The 18,189-nt window shown below is 43.7% G+C and carries 14 protein-coding genes; 3 read left to right on the top strand and 11 right to left on the bottom strand.

Annotation, left to right across the window (positions count from 1 at the left end):
- The 6 genes from JKM87_RS17215 to JKM87_RS17190 all read right to left on the bottom strand — a co-directional run.
- A partial coding sequence (locus JKM87_RS17215; RefSeq protein WP_202081626.1) for a hypothetical protein occupies nucleotides 1–2,717 on the bottom strand: 2,717 nt, incomplete at its 3' end.
- 138 nt (nucleotides 2,718–2,855) lie between these two features.
- On the bottom strand, nucleotides 2,856–3,869 hold the full coding sequence (locus JKM87_RS17210) for a substrate-binding domain-containing protein (RefSeq protein WP_202081624.1): 1,014 nt from the start codon (nucleotides 3,867–3,869) through the stop codon (nucleotides 2,856–2,858).
- A 37-nt stretch (nucleotides 3,870–3,906) separates the two neighbouring features.
- Entirely contained in the window at nucleotides 3,907–4,917 is a 1,011-nt protein-coding gene (locus JKM87_RS17205) for an ABC transporter permease (protein ID WP_202081622.1), read from the bottom strand.
- A gap of 27 nt (nucleotides 4,918–4,944) precedes the next feature.
- Complete coding sequence (locus JKM87_RS17200) at nucleotides 4,945–6,453, bottom strand: ATP-binding cassette domain-containing protein (protein WP_202081620.1); 1,509 nt, start codon at nucleotides 6,451–6,453, stop codon at nucleotides 4,945–4,947.
- Nucleotides 6,454–6,908: 455 nt separating this feature from the next.
- Complete coding sequence (locus JKM87_RS17195) at nucleotides 6,909–7,889, bottom strand: hypothetical protein (RefSeq protein WP_202081618.1); 981 nt, start codon at nucleotides 7,887–7,889, stop codon at nucleotides 6,909–6,911.
- 75 nt (nucleotides 7,890–7,964) lie between these two features.
- On the bottom strand, nucleotides 7,965–8,969 hold the full coding sequence (locus tag JKM87_RS17190; RefSeq protein ID WP_202081616.1) for a metallophosphoesterase: 1,005 nt from the start codon (nucleotides 8,967–8,969) through the stop codon (nucleotides 7,965–7,967).
- Between the two features lie 177 nt (nucleotides 8,970–9,146).
- Between JKM87_RS17190 and JKM87_RS17185 the strand changes: the two genes are divergently transcribed.
- Together JKM87_RS17185 and odhB are read left to right on the top strand one after the other, a co-directional pair.
- Nucleotides 9,147–12,065: a 2-oxoglutarate dehydrogenase E1 component gene (locus JKM87_RS17185; RefSeq protein ID WP_202081615.1), complete on the top strand. Its 2,919-nt coding sequence runs from the start codon at nucleotides 9,147–9,149 to the stop codon at nucleotides 12,063–12,065.
- Between the two features lie 36 nt (nucleotides 12,066–12,101).
- On the top strand, nucleotides 12,102–13,475 hold the full coding sequence (gene odhB / locus JKM87_RS17180; protein WP_202081613.1) for a 2-oxoglutarate dehydrogenase complex dihydrolipoyllysine-residue succinyltransferase: 1,374 nt from the start codon (nucleotides 12,102–12,104) through the stop codon (nucleotides 13,473–13,475).
- Nucleotides 13,476–13,650: 175 nt separating this feature from the next.
- Here odhB and JKM87_RS17175 read toward each other — a convergent pair whose 3' ends face one another.
- Nucleotides 13,651–13,803, bottom strand: coding sequence for a hypothetical protein (locus JKM87_RS17175; RefSeq protein ID WP_202081611.1), 153 nt, complete (start codon nucleotides 13,801–13,803; stop codon nucleotides 13,651–13,653).
- A 142-nt stretch (nucleotides 13,804–13,945) separates the two neighbouring features.
- Between JKM87_RS17175 and JKM87_RS17170 the strand changes: the two genes are divergently transcribed.
- Nucleotides 13,946–14,173 (top strand): hypothetical protein, encoded by a 228-nt coding sequence (locus JKM87_RS17170; protein WP_202081609.1) that lies wholly within the window; start codon nucleotides 13,946–13,948, stop codon nucleotides 14,171–14,173.
- On the opposite strand, the gene JKM87_RS17165 is transcribed toward JKM87_RS17170, so the two are convergent.
- The 4 genes from JKM87_RS17165 to JKM87_RS17150 form a co-directional block, all read right to left on the bottom strand.
- Nucleotides 14,170–15,138 carry a sugar phosphate isomerase/epimerase family protein gene (locus JKM87_RS17165; protein WP_202081607.1) on the bottom strand — a complete coding sequence of 323 codons (969 nt, stop codon included), beginning with the start codon at nucleotides 15,136–15,138 and terminating at the stop codon, nucleotides 14,170–14,172. The two genes, JKM87_RS17170 and JKM87_RS17165, sit on opposite strands and share 4 nt — an antisense overlap.
- Nucleotides 15,139–15,245: 107 nt before the next feature.
- Nucleotides 15,246–16,283 carry a Gfo/Idh/MocA family protein gene (locus JKM87_RS17160; RefSeq protein WP_202081605.1) on the bottom strand — a complete coding sequence of 346 codons (1,038 nt, stop codon included), beginning with the start codon at nucleotides 16,281–16,283 and terminating at the stop codon, nucleotides 15,246–15,248.
- Between the two features lie 62 nt (nucleotides 16,284–16,345).
- Nucleotides 16,346–17,371, bottom strand: coding sequence for a Gfo/Idh/MocA family protein (locus tag JKM87_RS17155; protein WP_202081603.1), 1,026 nt, complete (start codon nucleotides 17,369–17,371; stop codon nucleotides 16,346–16,348).
- Nucleotides 17,372–17,398: 27 nt separating this feature from the next.
- A complete protein-coding gene (locus tag JKM87_RS17150; RefSeq protein WP_202081602.1) occupies nucleotides 17,399–18,154 on the bottom strand; it encodes a TIM barrel protein in 756 nt (251 codons plus the stop codon).
- Nucleotides 18,155–18,189: the final 35 nt, after the last annotated feature.

Below are 18,189 nucleotides of genomic sequence, written 5' to 3'. Positions count from 1 at the left end.
GAGTCGTTAGCTAACTTGGTTGATGTGATCGCTTTGTCTGCAATTTTTGCTTCTGTAAGAGAGGCGTCTTTCATATTTTCCCCGCTAATCGCATCAGGTGCTAGCTTCTCGCCCGTAATCGCCGCATTCGTGATATGGTAAGCCGTAATGGTATGTTTATTAAGATGTTGTGTTTGTATGGAACCGTCTGCTAATTTTTCACTTGTGATACTTTCGTTTACTAAATGCTCGCCTTTTACTGCTCCTTTGGCTAACTTATCTGTTGTGAAAACGTCATCTGCTAATTTTTCGGATGTCACGGCTTTCTCACCAAGGTGTTCACTCTTTATTGCCTGGTCTTGAATATGGTTAGATTGTACGGATTGTGGGGCAAGTTTTTCTTCAGTAATGACTTCATTAGAGATGTGACTTTCCTGTATAGTTTCCGGTGCGATATTTACCATTGTCACCGTATTTTCTCCTAGATGATGTGATTGAATGGATTGTGGCTTTAGTTTCTCGGAAGAAATAGACTTATCCATTAATTTATCCATTGTAACAGATGCCGGGGCAAGCTTAGACGTTGAGATAGCATGGTCTGCGATGTGCTCTTCAGTGAGTGATTGTTCTTCTACATGTGCACCACGTACCGTTTGCTCCGCTAGCTTCTCACCTGTGATACTCCCAGGGGCTAAGTGGGGATTCTTAATAGCATTCTCATCAATATGGTACGATTTAACTGTTGATTTTGCTATTTTATCTCCTGTTACGACTGATGACGTCAGATGCTCAGTGTGAACACTTTCATTAGCCAGTTTTTGTGAAGTAACGGACGCATCTTCAAGATGTTTCGTTTGTACGCCTTGCTCACTAAGTTTCTCACTAGTCACTGATTGATCCTCTAGATTTTCCGTTGATATGGCGTGTTTTGATAACTTGTGTCCTGTGATTGAGTGATCGGCTAGCTTCCGACCCGTGAGTGAATCATCGGCCACATGTTCATTCGTAATGACATGGTGGGTGAGGTGTTGGCGTTGGACAGAACCGAGACTCAGTTTTTGCGATGAGATACTTTGATCAGCTATCTTATTTGTTGTTATGGCCTGTTCTGATAAATGCTTTGTATTTATGGTTCCTTGCTGCACATGCTTACCATTTATGGCTTGCTCTGCTATCTCGTCTTCGTTTACCGCCCCTTGAGCAATATGATTTTTTTGTACGGCTTTATCTTCCAACTTATCCGAGGTTATGGCATGATTCATCAAATGGTGTGTTTGAACGGTTCCTTCCTGTATTTTTTCTCCTGTAACAGACTTATTTTGTAAATGATGGTTTGAAATAGCGTTTGGAGAGAGCTTAGAATGGGTCACGGCTGCATCCTCTAAATGTGAGGTGTTTATAATGTTTTCCTCTAAATGCGGTCTTGTGATCGCACCTTTTTCTATATGTTCTCCTTGAACAGCATCTTTCGCAATTTTCTCAGCTGTAACGGCTTCGTTCATTAATTTCACTGTGTCAACGACGTTGTTGGCCAAATCGTTAGCTGTAATGCTCCCATTTTTTATTTTGTTAGATGTAACGGATTGATCTTGTAACAGTTCATTAGTAATAGATGCCTCATGTAAATGTTTAGCTAAAATTGCTCCGTCAGCAATCTTAGTTGCATCTATGGTACCATCTGCCAGTTTTTCGGACGTGACGGTATTGTTCGCTAATTTATCTCCAGTTACGCTCCTATCTTGAATTTTTTCTCCTGAGACAGCATAATCTGCAATATGTTCCTTATCGACACTATAAGGCGCTAGCTTGCTAGATACGACACTGTGAACCCCTAGTTTGGAATGATCTACACTAAAATCTTTTAATTCTTTAGTGCCAATGCTACCCGGTTTGATTTTTGATCCTTCAATCGTGTGATTGGCAATCTTATCCCCTGTCACTGCTTGATCCATTAAATCATCCGTGTATAAGATAGGTTTACTCTTTTCTTCTTCATAGCTTCTATATGATAGGACAGATTGTGGTGTTTGATCGGATGATTTCTGATGTTTTTTCTTCTTTTTTTGATTATGAGAGGTTACGGTTGATGCATCACTCACCTTATGAGTGGATTGATTCAGGGGTGAAATGTTTGATTGTGACCCTTTTTGCTTTGAAGGTTGTTCTAAGTTTTGGGTGTTGATTTGAGCGTTAATTTGAGACATATTTTGGTTTTGGGCGTTAATATGAAGGTTATTTAGAGGGGTGTTTTGTGTATGGCTATGAGGGTTAGTTTGAGAGATGGCTTGAGCGTTGGTTAGTGTATTTGATTGACCCATGTTTTGGGTGTTTTCTTGTGTGTTGGCTTGTGAATGAGGTTGAACATTGTTTTGTACATTGGCTTGAGTGTTGGCTTGTGAATGAGGTTGAACATTGTTTTGTACATTGGCTTGAGTGTTGGCTTGTGAATGAGGTTGAACATTGTTTTGTACGTTGGTTTGAGTGTTACCTTTAGGTTGAGGTTGAGGGTTTGCCATGGCATTAGAGAGCTTCTCAATATGGGACCTTTTCTTTTTAGCCCTTTTCGCATTTTTCGCATTCACTTGTCTTTTGGATTTCGAGTCTGTATCTGTATCATCAAGCCATATAATCCCATCAGAGTCTTCAATGAGATTTTCGGCCATGACGTTACCATTTCTATAATGGTTAGATGCATGGTTTCTCTTGGACCGAACGCGATTACCCTTGTGTTTTGGCATAACTAGACTCCTTTCTCCTCGTTTTGGTCATATATCCATATAGTTTAGCCTATTCATGAGAAAAAAGTATGGTCACCTGTACAAAAAAAATGGGTGTTCGCACAAGAGCGGCACGCGTCCGGTCACATTTTCAATTCCCTAATCTGCGTAGTAATAATCCACGTTGTCCTCGTTTACGATAGCGACACCGGTATCAACACTTGTTGGTAATGGGCTGACCTCGGCCGTTCTCCAATCTGAAACAGGGTTTAATAAATCATGTCTAAGATGAAAGAGGAAGTTCATGCCCCAATAACCCATATTCCACGTCCCTTGCGCTAATGTGGCATCTATCACACCATTTTTAATCATATCTAATGTCCCACGGTCCGTATCAAAGCTAACGATGCTGATGTCGCCAACTTTGTTCGCCTCTTGAACAGCAGTACCGGCCCCTACTCCTGTTGACGCTTCTGTTGTAAAGACACCAACAAGATCAGGATGAGATTGGATCATACCAGACATTGTATTAGAAGCCGCAATTTGGTCAGACTCCCCATCTTGTATGGCCACAACATCCATTTTTGAGAATTCAGTTTCAATGGTATCGACAAATCCTTGTGTGCGGTCTTCATGATTTTGCTGTCCTGGTACCGTGATGACCCCTACCTCTCCCGTTTCACCCACTAATGATGCAAGTTCTCTAGCTGCTGTTACACCCGCATCGTAATTACTTGTAGCTAAGAAAGAATAGCGTTGACTCTCACCAGAGTCCGCATCAAACGTAATCACTGGGATACCCGCTTCAATAGCTCTATTAATCGGTTCTTCAAGCGCGCTGGGATTAATCGCTGTCAGTAGGATACCGTCTGGATTCTGGGCCACTATTTGTTCAAAAACGGTAACCTGCTCATTAATATCGTACTGACTAGCCCCTGTATACTGCGTTTGTACACCAAAATGATGTCCTGCTTCTTCAAATCCTCTATATGCGTCCTTCCAATACTCAATACCAGATAGGAACGTAATCATCACATAGTTTTCGTTGGATGATCCCTCTAACGGATGTCCCTCTCCCTGCTCTCCTGTATCAACCACCTCATTGGCACACCCCGCCAAGGAGACCAAAGCGGAAAGCGATATCATAAATGCAATAACGACAATTTTTTTCATCCTTCAATCACCTCATATTTTTTATAGAATAGTAGCATTAAGCCGCTACTTTTTGTTTTTCTTTGCGCTTGTTTAAATACACATCTAGTGTCACAGCAATGATGAGTACGAGGCCAATTACGAGACTTTGAAAGTAGACAGATACATTCATGAGGATCAATGCGTTATTCACTAATCCTACCAAAATGACACCTAACAAAGCGCCTAGTATAGTACCTTGTCCGCCTGTAAGACTAGCGCCCCCAATCACACAAGCTGCAATGGCCCGAAGTTCAGCTGTCATTCCGGCAGTGGGGGCGGCAACGGAGAATCTAGCAAGCGTGAGTAGACCTGCTATACCGGCCATCAAGGCACTGATGACATAGACCCATAACTTGACTTTTTGTACATTAATCCCTGATAGTCTAGCGGCTTTCTCATTACTGCCAACGTAGTAGACTTGTCGTAGCGCCGCTGTTTTTCTTAATAGCAAATCCCCTGTTATAACCACTACTATTAATATGATAATAATCATAGGGATACCTAGAACGGACCCTTGACCTAAAAACAGGAAGCTTTCTGATATCCCTACGATGGACACAGGAGCCCCTTCTGTGAACACATAGGCTAATCCCCTGGCCACACTCATCATACCTAGGGTCATAATTAAGGGATTAAGTCCTATCTTGCTGATAAAAAATCCACTAAACCACCCTATGATCATCGCTGCCACAAGTGCGATCACAGCCGCTAACCAGATGTTAACACCGTTATAGGCCAAGTAACCCGCCAATACTGCGGTGAGTGCAAGGACGGACCCTACGGATAAATCTACGCCACCGGATACGAGTACTAAGGTCATACCCACCACGAGAATACCGTCCATCGCTAAACCGATAAACGTGGTTGTAAGATTAGATGACGTTAGAAAGTGAGGAACAAAAGCAGATAATACGAGAAATAAAATACCAATGACAAATAAAATATTGGCTTCCCTGAACTGAAACACACTCTGTAAGCGATCGAACACACTTTGCTTACCCGTTTCTTGATTGACTTGAGGTTCCATATGATATCCCACCTTTCATCTTCATGCTTAACTGATACCTGAAGCTAATGTCATAATGTCTTTCTCATTCAGGCCATCTTTTTGCACCTCACCAACAATAGCCCCTTCATGCATCACTAGTACACGGTCGCATAGGCCAATAATTTCTGGAAGTTCGGAGGAAATAACCATGACCCCTTTACCCTCAGTGGACAAACTTCTCAGTAGCTTATATATTTCCGCTTTAGCGCCAACATCAATCCCTCGTGTCGGCTCATCTAATATCAGAATCTGGGGTTGAATGGAGAGCCACTTTCCTATTAAGGCCTTTTGTTGATTCCCGCCACTCAGGCTTCCAATGTCTTGATTCACACTCTGCATTTTAACGTTTAACATGTGTGCATACTCTTGTGCCCTTTGTGATTCACGTTGACGTTGAATAAAGCCCTTGGCGGACACCGCATTCAAATCGGCGGAGATGATGTTACCCTTGATCGTCATGTCTAGAAATAGTCCTTGACTTTTTCTATCTTCCGTTAAGTACACGAGCCCATGTTTCTTGGCCTCGTTAATGTTATGAATATCAACCTGCTTCTCATTAATCCAGACTTGACTATCGTCTTTGTCATCGATCCCACATAACGCACGGACCATCTCAGTTCTGCCCGCGCCCATTAAGCCAAATATCCCTAGTATTTCATTCTGATATAATGAAAATTGAATATCGTGGAAGACGCCTTCTTTTTCCAGTTTTTCAACACGGAGTAGTTCCTTCTCGGTGGCTCCCACTTTGTCGGGATAGGTATCTGTGAGTTCCCGCCCTACCATCATGCTGACAACCTTGTCCGGCGTGAGATTTGGAGTCACATCGCTCCCAACGTCGTGACCATCTCGTAAAACAGAGATACGATCGGCAATGGAGAATATTTCATTGAATTTATGACTGATATACACGAGCGCGATGCCCTTTTGTTTCAGTGAAAGCATCACCTCAAACAAGCGGTTCGCTTCACTTTCAGTTATAGCAGAAGTCGGCTCATCTAGAATGAGCACTTTACAATCAAAGGATAAAGCCTTGGCGATTTCAACCACCTGCTGTTCGGATACACTCAGTTCTCCAATCGGTGTACTGGGGTCAATTTTAGTTTTGAACATGGCTAATAGTTCTTTCGTTTGTTGATATAGCTTCCTTTGATTGACGATGCCAAATTGATTGACGGGCATACGCCCCATATAGATATTTTCACTGACGGATAAGTCCGGACATAGACTGAGTTCCTGATGTACAATCGCAATGCCTTTTTCCTGGGCATCCTTAGGGTTTTCCAAAGTGATCTCTCTACCCTCTAACAAGATTTGACCTTCAGACGGTGGGAAGACCCCGGACAAAATGTTCATCAAAGTTGACTTCCCCGCACCATTCTCTCCCATTAACGCGTGAACTTCACCAGCATATATGTCCAAATTGACATCTGTCAGCGCCCGTGTACCAGGGAAAACCTTTCCAACGTCTTTGACTTGCACGATAGGTGTTGCCTTTTGGTCATCTAAATGCACTTTATCCACCCCCTCAAATGACTATCATCTCTTATTCTATTTTTGTACAGTCTCATGCAAAGTTCCTCACATCCAGAAATCTGATGTTCTGAATGACGACTTGTTCGTACAAGGTGCACTTTGTAAAGCGCTTCCATAACGGTTTATAAAAAATGAATGATGTGCTAATAAATGAAGCCTTTTTGATACCTCCTTTCTCTATATCTTGTTTAACATTGCTTAGAAGCGAAGTCTCTCACTTGTCTACTACTGACTAAAGTTAGGAACTTACATCTTTTGTTATACGTACAAGTTTATCTTAAATCAACCATGTCTGTTATGTCAAAATTTTTTTAATCTTATACGAAAGAATATGAAAAAGTGACAGGAAAAACGAAGAACAAAGAAAATCCCACTGGCAGGCTCACCAGCGGGGTTTCAAAGTTTAAACTTAGATTTATTTTTTTGCACTACGATCAAGGCATATTAACGTAACGGACATCTACCCATGCGTTTTCATAGAGTCCTAATCCCAGGTCCGAAGCGACATGAGGTGTTAAATCAATACCCGCAGGGTTAGATACGTTTCTATCGAATTGATCCTTCCCATCATTATAATTATTATAGTAAGCCGCATACGCCTCCGGTTCTCTCAACCTAAGGTCGGTGAACATACGTCGGGGATTGTCCCCATCGGCACTGTTCCAATAGTTGTCGTCTGTGTTCCAAGGGCCTACTTCATCAACGGGAACACCATTGACTTGTCGATCCGTATGTCTATTGGATATATCCACGACATAAGGAGGGTCACTGTAAGTGGCTCTGTACTCTGGTGGTATCTCATTTGTCCACCCGAGATTAGCAAATTTAAGATACTTATCGGGTAAGGCGACTTCGTAAGCGCCTGATTCGTTCGGGTAGTACTGTGTCGCGTAGATCCCATTCGCGTACTCTGCGTCAGCCTGTGTTCCTGCTTCATTTGTCCCTGATTGCGTATGACTGGTTGTGGATCTCTCCTCAAGCCATTCTTTTCTATACTCTTTCTCTTCTTCCCACCACGTCTCAATCCAATCCTCAAAGGGCTGGAACTTGTCATCGAGACGTTCTTTCAGATTAAGATTCCGTCTTTGGAAGATCTTTTGGACATTGGTATTGTACGCTTGTGATGTTAAGTCTTGATTATACTGCTCTTCGGTTACAGCCAATCGTTCCTTTAAACCCCAATTTTTGAGTAGTGCCATCTGTTCGTGTGATAACTGTAGTGACTTTTGAAGCGACGCCACATCTTTCTGTAATTTCTCATCGACTGTCCAAAATAAGTAGTTAAGTACCTCTTTATCCTCATATAGAGGATGACCTTCTTTGGCCTGATCCTGAGATTCCTCAGCACTTACCATAACAATAAGACTAAAAACAAAAATAAGCACAAGGCCCAACAATAAAACCTTCTTATACATATAAAACTCCTCTCCAATGTGTTACCGTATATTTTTATGTGGTATATCAATGATTAGAACAGAAAAGAACCGCGGCTATTCACGGTTCTTAGTTAAAGTTAACACATTCACTTCCGGTGGGTTAAAGAAACGTAAGCTTAGTAATGGAATCGTGTCTACATGACCAAGCCCAGCACTGACGTACTGCTTAAAACCATTGACTTCCCATAATCCCTTTACACGGTCCTGCGGAGGAAAATACCCTCGACGTGGATACCTTTGCTCTGGTATATAAAGTGCACCGTAGAAAGGGATTCTAATTTGTCCCCCATGATAGTGTCCGGCTACAATAAGATCATAATCACGCTGAATCCCAATATCTCTATTACTGATAAACTCGAAATCAGATTCAAGAACAGGGTAGTGTCTCACGGCGATAAGCACATCTTGATCGTCTTTATAGTCTAATGTCTGCATCTCCTCGAATAACTGTTTTTGGTGCTGTCTTAAACCAGAAGCATGATTATTTTCCTTATTGGCAAGTTCGGCCTCTATCGCTGCTAAACTATCTTCTGGGTCTCTACTTGACATGTTAAAATCAACAAAATTTACACTCGCGTCCCCGACCTGTACCTCTTCAACAGATTCTAGTAGATTCACCCCTCGAGACTTCATCCCTTTAATAAATTCTGTCTCCTCATATACGTCATCTCCAAAGGTATAACTATTGGGATCACTGTTTCCGGACGAGAATAAAGCTATTTCTTTGTTATCGATCCCTTCTAATATATCGTAAAAAGGTGCATAGTCATCGACAAAACCATTGGCCGTCATATCACCTGTCAATAATATCGCATCATAGTCTATAGCGTTTATTGTCTCTACTAATCTTTGTTGTTTTTCGCCGAACGTTTTATCATGCAGATCCGTTATTTGTAGTATAGTGTATCCTTCTAGACTTGATGGTAAGTCGTCTATCTTAACCTCTTCCTCTACGACCACGATACGTTGGTTGTCCCAATATGTATAAATGGCTAAAGCCAACATAAGAACAATTATGATACCCAACCCTTTCATACCTCTATTCATCCACTGGTTCATGATATGTACACCTCAACTTTTATCTTTTTTTCGAATCAATACCCGCTGACGAGCTAACCGAATGATGAACCATACAATTTAAAAGTTAACCAAATTCATGAAAAAATTATTTTTAAAACAATCCTAGAAAGGGTAGACATATACTATGAAAACTCTGCTTCAATGGAGGTGCCTTTAATGGCAGGCAAGGATCATGCTGACCAAAACCCATGGAATGATATTCAGTCTCAGAATATTGGATATGTGGTCGAACAGTTTGAACGATTCACAGAGCACCCGGATAGTATCGACCCACAGTTAAGAAATCTGTTTGAAAAATGGGGTCCACCTCCTGCTCATTTACTTCAGACACAGACGATGTCTACGACAGGTAACGTAAATAACGAAGGGTATCAAAAAATGTTAGCAGTCCAAAGACTGGCCGAAAACATACGAACGTATGGTCATCTCGCTGCCCGTGTCAATCCACTTCAGGAACCTGAGGAGTTTCAGTTCCTTCAATTAGACACATATGGTTTAAATGAGAAAGAGCTTCAACACTTGCCACCTGATATAATCTGGCCAACGCCTTCTCACAACATAACTTCAGCACGAGATGCCATTGAAAGATTGAAAAACACTTATACACACACTATAGGCTTTGAGTTTAGTCATGTTCATGATGTTGGCGAGAGAAACTGGTTAAGTCAGGAAGTAGAAAACGATCAGCATTTAGTTCCACTTAACACCGAGCAAAAGAAAGCATTACTCTATAGATTAACACAAGTCGAAGGCTTTGAACATTTTCTACAGCGCACGTTCCCTGGGCAAAAACGATTTTCTATTGAGGGCATCGATATGCTTGTACCGATCTTGGACGCGATCATTAAGTATAACGTGCGGGCAGGGACTAAAGACATCATGATTGGTATGGCACATCGAGGACGCCTTAACGTCTTGGCTCACGTTCTGGGTAAACCTTATGAGCATATATTCTCTGAGTTCCACCACGCCCCTCATAAGGAACTTGTCCCTTCCGAAGGTTCGATGGGCATTAATTTCGGTTGGACGGGAGACGTTAAATACCATCTCGGTGCTGAGCGTGAGTTAGAAGACGACGCCATAGACACTGTGTCCACTCATCTCGACGGACATATCACCTTGGCGCATAATCCTAGTCATTTGGAGTTCGTTAATCCAGTGGTCCAAGGGTACACGAGAGCCGCTCAAGAAGTTTGTGAACAGCCGGGTTTCCCTAAGCAAGATAAAAACAAAGCACTCGCCATTCTTGTCCACGGAGATGCGGCCTTTCCGGGAGAAGGGGTGGTTGCTGAATCTTTAAACCTTAGCCGTCTACGCGGATTTCATACGGGCGGTACGATCCATGTCATCGCCAATAATAACCTCGGATTTACGACAGAAAGCACGGATTCTCGTTCGACGACATACGCGAGTGACTTGGCCAAAGGCTTCGAAATCCCCATCATTCACGTGAATGCTGATGACCCTGAAGCATGTTTATCGGCTGTGGCTTTGGCTTCTAAGTATCGTACCCGCTTTAATAAAGATATCTTAATAGATCTTATCGGCTACCGGCGTTTTGGCCATAACGAAATGGATGATCCTTCTGTAACGCAAGGTTTGTTATACCGAAAGATCAACAATCATCCCACAGTCCGTGAGCGCTATGAGAAGCAACTCATCTCAAACAAGATCATTTCACAGGATGAAGCGCAGGAGATGAATAAATCCGTTCAACAGACATTAGGTGAAGCTCATGAAACATTAAACACTGCTCATCATCAAAAACAAGAGGATCAAAGCAACGGTACCAACTCTGAAATGGCAGCACAAACGTCCGGTCACCCTGGGTCATCATCTCAAGAGCAAATAGTAGAGGACGTCAAACCCCTCGCCCTGCAAAACGTACAGACCGGCGTGCAATTAACAACATTACAGGACGTATTAGACGGTTTGTTCCACTGGCCTGAGCAACTCAATGTGTATCCCAAACTGAAGAAAATATTAGAGCGGCGCAGAAATGCTCTAGATGATAACGGAAAAGTTGACTGGGCGTTAGCTGAGGCACTCGCGTTCGGGTCCATATTAAAAGACGGCACCCCTATTCGCTTAACTGGGCAGGACTCGGAGCGAGGAACGTTTGCCCAAAGACATCTCATTTTGCATGATGACGCGCGACACGACTCTTTTTCACCGTTGCATACACATCCACTTGCCAAAGCTTCCTTTGCCATTTATAACAGTCCGTTATCGGAAGCGTCCGTCCTAGGATTTGAGTATGGTTATAATGTTCAGAACCCACAAGTATTAACGATATGGGAAGCACAGTATGGAGATTTTGCGAATGCCGGACAGGTGATCATTGACCAATTTATCTCTGCAGGTCGGGCCAAATGGGGACAGATGTCTAGTCTCGTTCTCCTTCTACCTCACGGGTATGAAGGGCAAGGACCAGAACACTCTAATGCACGGCTCGAACGATTTTTGCAGTTATCAGCCGAACATAATTGGATTGTCGCTTATCCAACGAGTGCCGCACAGTATTTTCACCTTTTAAGAAGGCAAGCGGCTTTATTAACAGAATATCAGGCACGCCCCCTCGTTATCATGACGCCTAAGAGTTTATTGCGACACAAGCAGACAGCATCGCCACCAGTATCGTTTAGTGAAGGTGGATTTCACCCTGTTTTTGAGCCTGATGAATACGGAGGACGCGACGAGGATGTAGAACGACTCATTTTATGTTCCGGTAAAATTGCTGTTGATTTACAAGCAGAATTAGAGCAACGGACTCAAACGGATACACCACGCTTGCATATCGTTCGTATAGAGGAGTTGTATCCTTTTCCTGTTGAACGTGTCCGTCAGTTAATTGAACGCTACGCGCATGTAAAAGAGATCATTTGGTTACAGGAAGAGCCTCAAAATATGGGCGCTTGGACCTTTGTTGCGCCTCATATTCGTTCGATTGTGCCCTCTTCTGTAAACGTACGCTACGTCGGACGTCCGGCAAGATCAAGTCCAGCGGAAGGTGTACCTCTCATGCATCAGGAACAGCAACAACGCATTATACAAGAAGCTTTGGACGTACAGTAATCTTAAGCCCCCCACTCTCAAAAGGAGGTTAAAACCATGATCGAAATCAAGGTGCCCGAACTAGGAGAGTCTATTACTGAAGGGACGATATCCCAATGGGTTGTGCAACCAGGTGACCACGTCAGCGCAGGAGATATCGTCTGTGAGTTAGAGACGGATAAGGTGAATATGGAAGTCATGGCTGAACACGATGGCATCATCGGCGACATTCTCAAACAAGCCGAAGAAACAGTAGAAGTGGGAGATACCATAGCGACCTTAGAAGAGGCAAAAGAAGCCAATCATAGTACCCGCTCACAAACAAAGGCACAAAAGAACGACCAACATAACGGCAGTAATAATGCCATCACACAAGATGATCAATTGAAGCACGGAGCTAAAGACACAGAATCCGTGCATAAACAAGATAAAGAAGGAAAAGAAATTGCAGAAGAAAATGAAGTAGAAACCGAAGGGCGTGCTGCAGAACCTGCGGCAATCTCCCCTGCAGCACGAAAACTTGCTCGGGACAAAGGAATAGATTTGAAAAACTTGCCACAAGACCCGATGGGAAGGGTCACACTCGAGGATGTTCAGTCCTATATGAACCAGGAAGCCCGTTCAGAAACGGAACAGGCTCATCATAGCCAGCCTGAGGATATACAAGTAAAGGATCAAGCAAATCATAGCGAAAATCTCCAAAACAAAACGGAGTCTGTTCACACCGATCGGCCCATTGAACGACAAAGAATGTCACGTCGGAGACAAACGATTGCTAATCACTTAGTGCAAGCCCAACAACAGGCCGCTATGCTGACTACTTTTAATGAAGTAGATATGAGTGCCATTATGGCTGTCAGAAAGAGGCGTAAAGATGCCTTTAAAGACAAATACGATGTGAACCTAGGCTTTATGTCCTTTTTCACTAAAGCTGTCATCGGAGCTTTAAAGGACTACCCCTTACTCAATGCTGAAATACAAGGGAATGACATTCTGATTAAAAAGTTTTATGACATCGGTGTAGCCGTATCAGCGAAGGAAGGACTCGTCGTGCCAGTCGTACGCCATGCCGACCGCTTAAACTTTGCACAGATAGAAAAAGAGATAGCCACGCTGGCTCAGAAAGCAAGAGACAATACGTTATCGTTGGAGGACATTCAAGGGGGGACATTTACCATTACAAATGGCGGCGTATTTGGCTCTCTGTTCTCCACGCCGATCCTCAACGCACCTCAAGTCGGCATACTCGGTATGCACACCATTCAGAAGCGACCCGTGGCCATAGATGATGATCATTGGGAAAACAGACCGATGATGTATATAGCTCTCTCTTATGACCATCGTATCGTGGATGGACGCGATGCTGTAAGTTTCCTTGTCAAGGTCAAAACGTTATTAGAGGACCCGGAAACACTTCTACTTGAGGGCTAGATTTGACAAAATGGGATTAAAAAAAAGTCACCTCGTACGGTGGCTTTCTCCATAAAAAGAGACGAGCTCATTGACAAGCTCGTCTCTTTTTATGATTTCCTATTTTCTACCCCCTGCAATCTCTGCAGACACGTCTCTGTGGTCCCTCTCAACCTTAAGGTCGTTTTCTCTTTTGTTAGTCCTGCTCAGCTAGTGCAGATTTTAATTTTGCTTTATCGTGTTCTTCCACAATACGTCCTGCACCAAGGCCTTCATCTATCATTCGATCGACCTGATGCATACGATCTAGTGATAGCTCTTTTCCTTCGCTCTTCCTTTCCATACTCATCTTACAGCCCTCCTCAAAGTTTTAATCCTGGTTGTACAATGGCTATACCCGAAGGTAAACACATTAAAACGAGGGGCACGTGTATGAACACATCAAAGTTCGTCCATCATAAGATATAAAAAGAGTGAAGGAGAATAAGCCTATGTTCTGGAAACGCTTGCTCAATGTTTTTAAACCGAGTGATACGTCAATCCCTTCCGATGAAGGTCAACATGAAGACTTGTGTCCAACGTGTAAAGGTCATGGCACGAATACGCTACTATTCCACGATTATATAGGTGCTAGTTATACGGGCATTAGCTTTTTGGGCGCCAATGAAGAGGATTATAACTGTCCTAGATGTAAAGGGACCGGTGTACTAGAGCCTTAAACCCACCACATGTCTGAAGGCTGCTCTTCAATGATGATGTCGTTGAGGTTTTTAACTGCTCTTGCAAACCCTTCCTCAATGGACATAATTGGGTCCTCATGTTCAATACTTACCACATGATCGTAGCCGTACGTTCGTAAAGCACTTATCATGTCTGACCATTCTTGCATACTATGCCCACACCCCACTGACCTAAAGGTCCAAGCTCTCGTTTGGACTTCACCGTATGGTTGCATATCGACCAAGCCATACATATTCACGTTGTCTTGGTCGATGTACGTGTCTTTGGCATGGAAATGATGAATCGCATTGGCTTGACCTAATATCTTAATGGCAGCGACAGGATCGATCCCTTGCCACCACAGATGACTTGGATCAAGGTTCGCTCCGATCGCTTCACACGTCGCTTCTCTGAGTTTAAGCATCGTATGAGGCGTATGTACTAAGAATCCCCCATGTAGTTCCAGACCAATTTTAACCCCGTGTGCCTGTGCAAATGCCCCTATTTCTTTCCAGTACGGTATGAGTTTTTCCTCCCATTGCCATTTCAGGATATCCCCATATTCGTTGGGCCAAGGTGTCACTGGCCAGTTGGGGTATTTAGCCTGTTCATGGTCCCCCGCTGTCCCTGAAAAACAGTTTACTACAGGGACGTCCATTTGACTTGCCAGTTGTATCGTTTTTCTTAGGGCCTGTCGAGATTCTTCGGCAAAAGCGGTGTCAGGAGATATCGGGTTCCCATGACAACTAAAGGCACTGATCTCCAATCCTCTCGCCGTTACCTTGTCTAAATAATCGCGTCGTTTTTCCTCGCTTTCGAGTAGGGCATCCCTATCACAATGTGCGTGACCAGGATATCCCCCTGTTCCGATCTCGACCGCCTTCAGACCAGACTGTTGGACGTAATCTAGCATGTCTTCAAAACTCTTTTGTGCAAATAATACGGTAAAAACGCCTACCTTCATGCTGCTCCTCTCCTCTCATTAAATGAAATGATATGCCACCAGTGGTTTATAATGAAAAAAACTTTAACGGATGGCTTGTAGACTAAAGCCTCTTACCTTAAGGGGGCTTATAGTCTGACACTTCGACCTGAGTGACTACTCTTATATATGGCATCAATGATTCTTGTCACCTGCAACGCTTCCTCCGGTTTTACAACGGGCGTCTCGTTTCCAAGACAACTTTGAATAAAATTATGGACGAGAGCCTTGCCAGGGTCTTCCTCTCCAGGCAACCAGTCTGCTTGACTATTAATCAACATCCCGTGCTTGGCTTGGTTCAAGTGCAGAGGGAACAAGTCAACGCCTCCCTTCTGACCGGATATGCTCAGGCTTTCAACGTCTTTTTCTATATTGGCTGCCCATGAAGTTTCAAATGTTAACGACGCGCCGTTATCAAAGGTGATATAAGCGGTCACATGATCATCAACATCGAAGGTCTCGTGATCAAATGACCCCCACTGATTCACTTGACCGGGCATCTTGCTCAGATGATTGTACGCTTGCCCTAAAACCTCAACAGGTTGAGGTTGCCCTAGGAGCCATAAGGAAAGGTCGAGATAGTGACACCCGTAATCGATGAGACTGCCTCCTCCTTGGAGGCTTTTGTTCGTAAAGACACCCCATCCTGGTACTTTTCTTTTTCTCAGTGCTTGCGCTCTAGCCACGAAAGGCGTACCAATCTCGTTATGTCTGATCAAGGTTTGGGCTGCCCGTGAATCTTGCATAAAACGATAGTGGTAACCAATGGAGAGGATGGCGTCGGACTCATTGGCCGCTGTTACCATGGCTTCACATTCCTCGGTATTCATAGCCATCGGCTTCTCACATAAGACATGCACACCCGCCTTAAGGGCTGCAATCGTGATGTCGGCATGAAACTTGTTGGGCGTACATATCGTTACAGCATCTACTTCGTCTAGCAGATCTTCATAACGTGTAAAGACTTTCTCAATGTTGTAGGTGCGACTCACATGCTCAGCCGTTTCTTTGTTAACATCACATACGGCGATTAACGACACTTGATCCTGCAACGCGTGATAAGCCGGTATATGCCTTTGTTGAGCAATACCACCTGCTCCGATAATCCCCATTCGAAGTTTCTTCATGCTAGTCCTTCCTTTCTATTTCATCTCGCCACATATTTGTACTCACTTATAAAAGATGAGGTCTATATGCTAACAATGCGCTTGTTCTCACTCGCCTCAAGTACGGATAATATGACTTGCAGCGACTTCATACCCTCTTCCCCTGTAACGGGAGGTTCAACGTCTTGAACAACTGCCGCCACGAAATGGTCAATGACGTGTGAATTCGTCTGTCCGCCATTCTCATTCGTTTGAATGCCGCCCAACTCGTACTTAAGCACCTCACCGTCTTTGTACTGAATGACAAGAGAATGGACAGGGTCGTCTTCTAAACGCATAATGCCACGCTCACCATAGATTATGGTAGAGTTGTCCTCGCTTGACACGTATGACCAACTGGCTGCAAGTGTGCCAATAACATTGCTTTCCGTTTTTAATACGCACACGGCTGTGTCATCAACGTCAGCATGTTCCTTTGCCGTGGTTTCAACGAATCCACCCACTTCAACGAATTCTTCTCCTAGTAGATAACGTAATAGGTCTGTTTTATGGACCCCTAAATCCCCCATGGCGCCGACGTACGCCTGATCTTTTTTAAAAAACCAGCTATGTTTACCGTCTGCACTCCAACCCTCAGGTCCACCATGACCAAAGGTAGTTCTAAAGCTATATATTTTCCCCAGTTCACCCTGCTCAATAAACGTTTTCGCTTTTTGATGGGAGGGAACAAAACGCTGGTTATGTGCAATCATTAGTTTTTTATCATACTGTTTGGCCGTCTCAATCATCCTCTTAGCCTCTTCACGCGAAGTAGCCATGGGCTTCTCGCATAAAACGTGTTTCCCCGCTTGTAAGGCATCAATAGAGACAGGCGCGTGCAAGGCATTAGGTGTACACACGCTCACAGCATCCACATCCGCTTCTGCTAGCAATGTGTGATAATCTGTGTACGCTTGGGCCCCGTATTCGTCTGCTAGTTCGTTTACACGGCTTTGTACAATGTCACAGAGAGCCACGATCTCTACTTCTTGATTATGGTGATACTCTGGTAAGTGACGATGTTTAGCTATACTCCCACATCCGATTACGCCTACTTTTAATTTACTCATATTATGACCTCCTTCTATGGCTTTCAACTAGTCTCGTAAGTGATGCAAATATCTTAAACTGATGTCCACACTTTCTAGTGCCGGGCGCTGACAGACATCTTGTTCGACAATCCACCATTCAACGCCAGCATTGGGCTCTTGCTTCAAAACACCTTGGAGGTCTATTCCTCCTGTCCCCAGTTCAGCAAAGGTTTCGTCAGCATCTGATGTCATATCTTTCAAGTGAATCAAAGGGGTACGTCCTTGATATTTTTTAATCCACTGAACGGGGTCATGACCTGCACGCTTGAGCCAAAAGATGTCCAGTTCGGCATGTACATAAGCCGGGTTTGTTTCATCCAGCAACATGTCGAGCGCTGTTCGGTTGTCTGACAGACGACGAAGTTCAAAGTCGTGGTTGTGGTAACAGAATGTGATGCCCTCTCTGTCACAGGTCTCCCCAATACGATTGAGTAAGTCTACCAGTTGTCGGTAGTCTTCTTCTGTTCGCCTATCTGATGGTAAATAAGGACATACCATTCTTCGACTGCCGATGACATGTTGGTAGGCGATGACCTTATCTAGATTTTTCTCCAGTTCATGTAGTGGTATATGACTGGCAACCGCTTGCATTCCAAGATGTTCAAGGACACTTTTTAAGGTTTGCGCCTCGAGGTCATAATACCCAGCAAACTCGACGCCTTCAAATCCTAGCGTTGCCACCTTCTCTAACGTTCCAATAAAATCCTGTTCGCACTCCTTCCTTAAGGTGTACAGCTGAAGGCCTATCGGTTTTTTCAGCACGTCTTTTCCCCCTATCCATTATCCATTTTTAATTA

The sequence above is a fragment of the Caldalkalibacillus salinus genome (assembly GCF_016745835.1).
Lineage (GTDB): Bacteria > Bacillota > Bacilli > Caldalkalibacillales > JCM-10596 > Caldalkalibacillus_A > Caldalkalibacillus_A salinus.
Note: the sequence above shows the minus strand (reverse complement) of the source record. Positions and strands in the feature narration are given on the sequence as shown.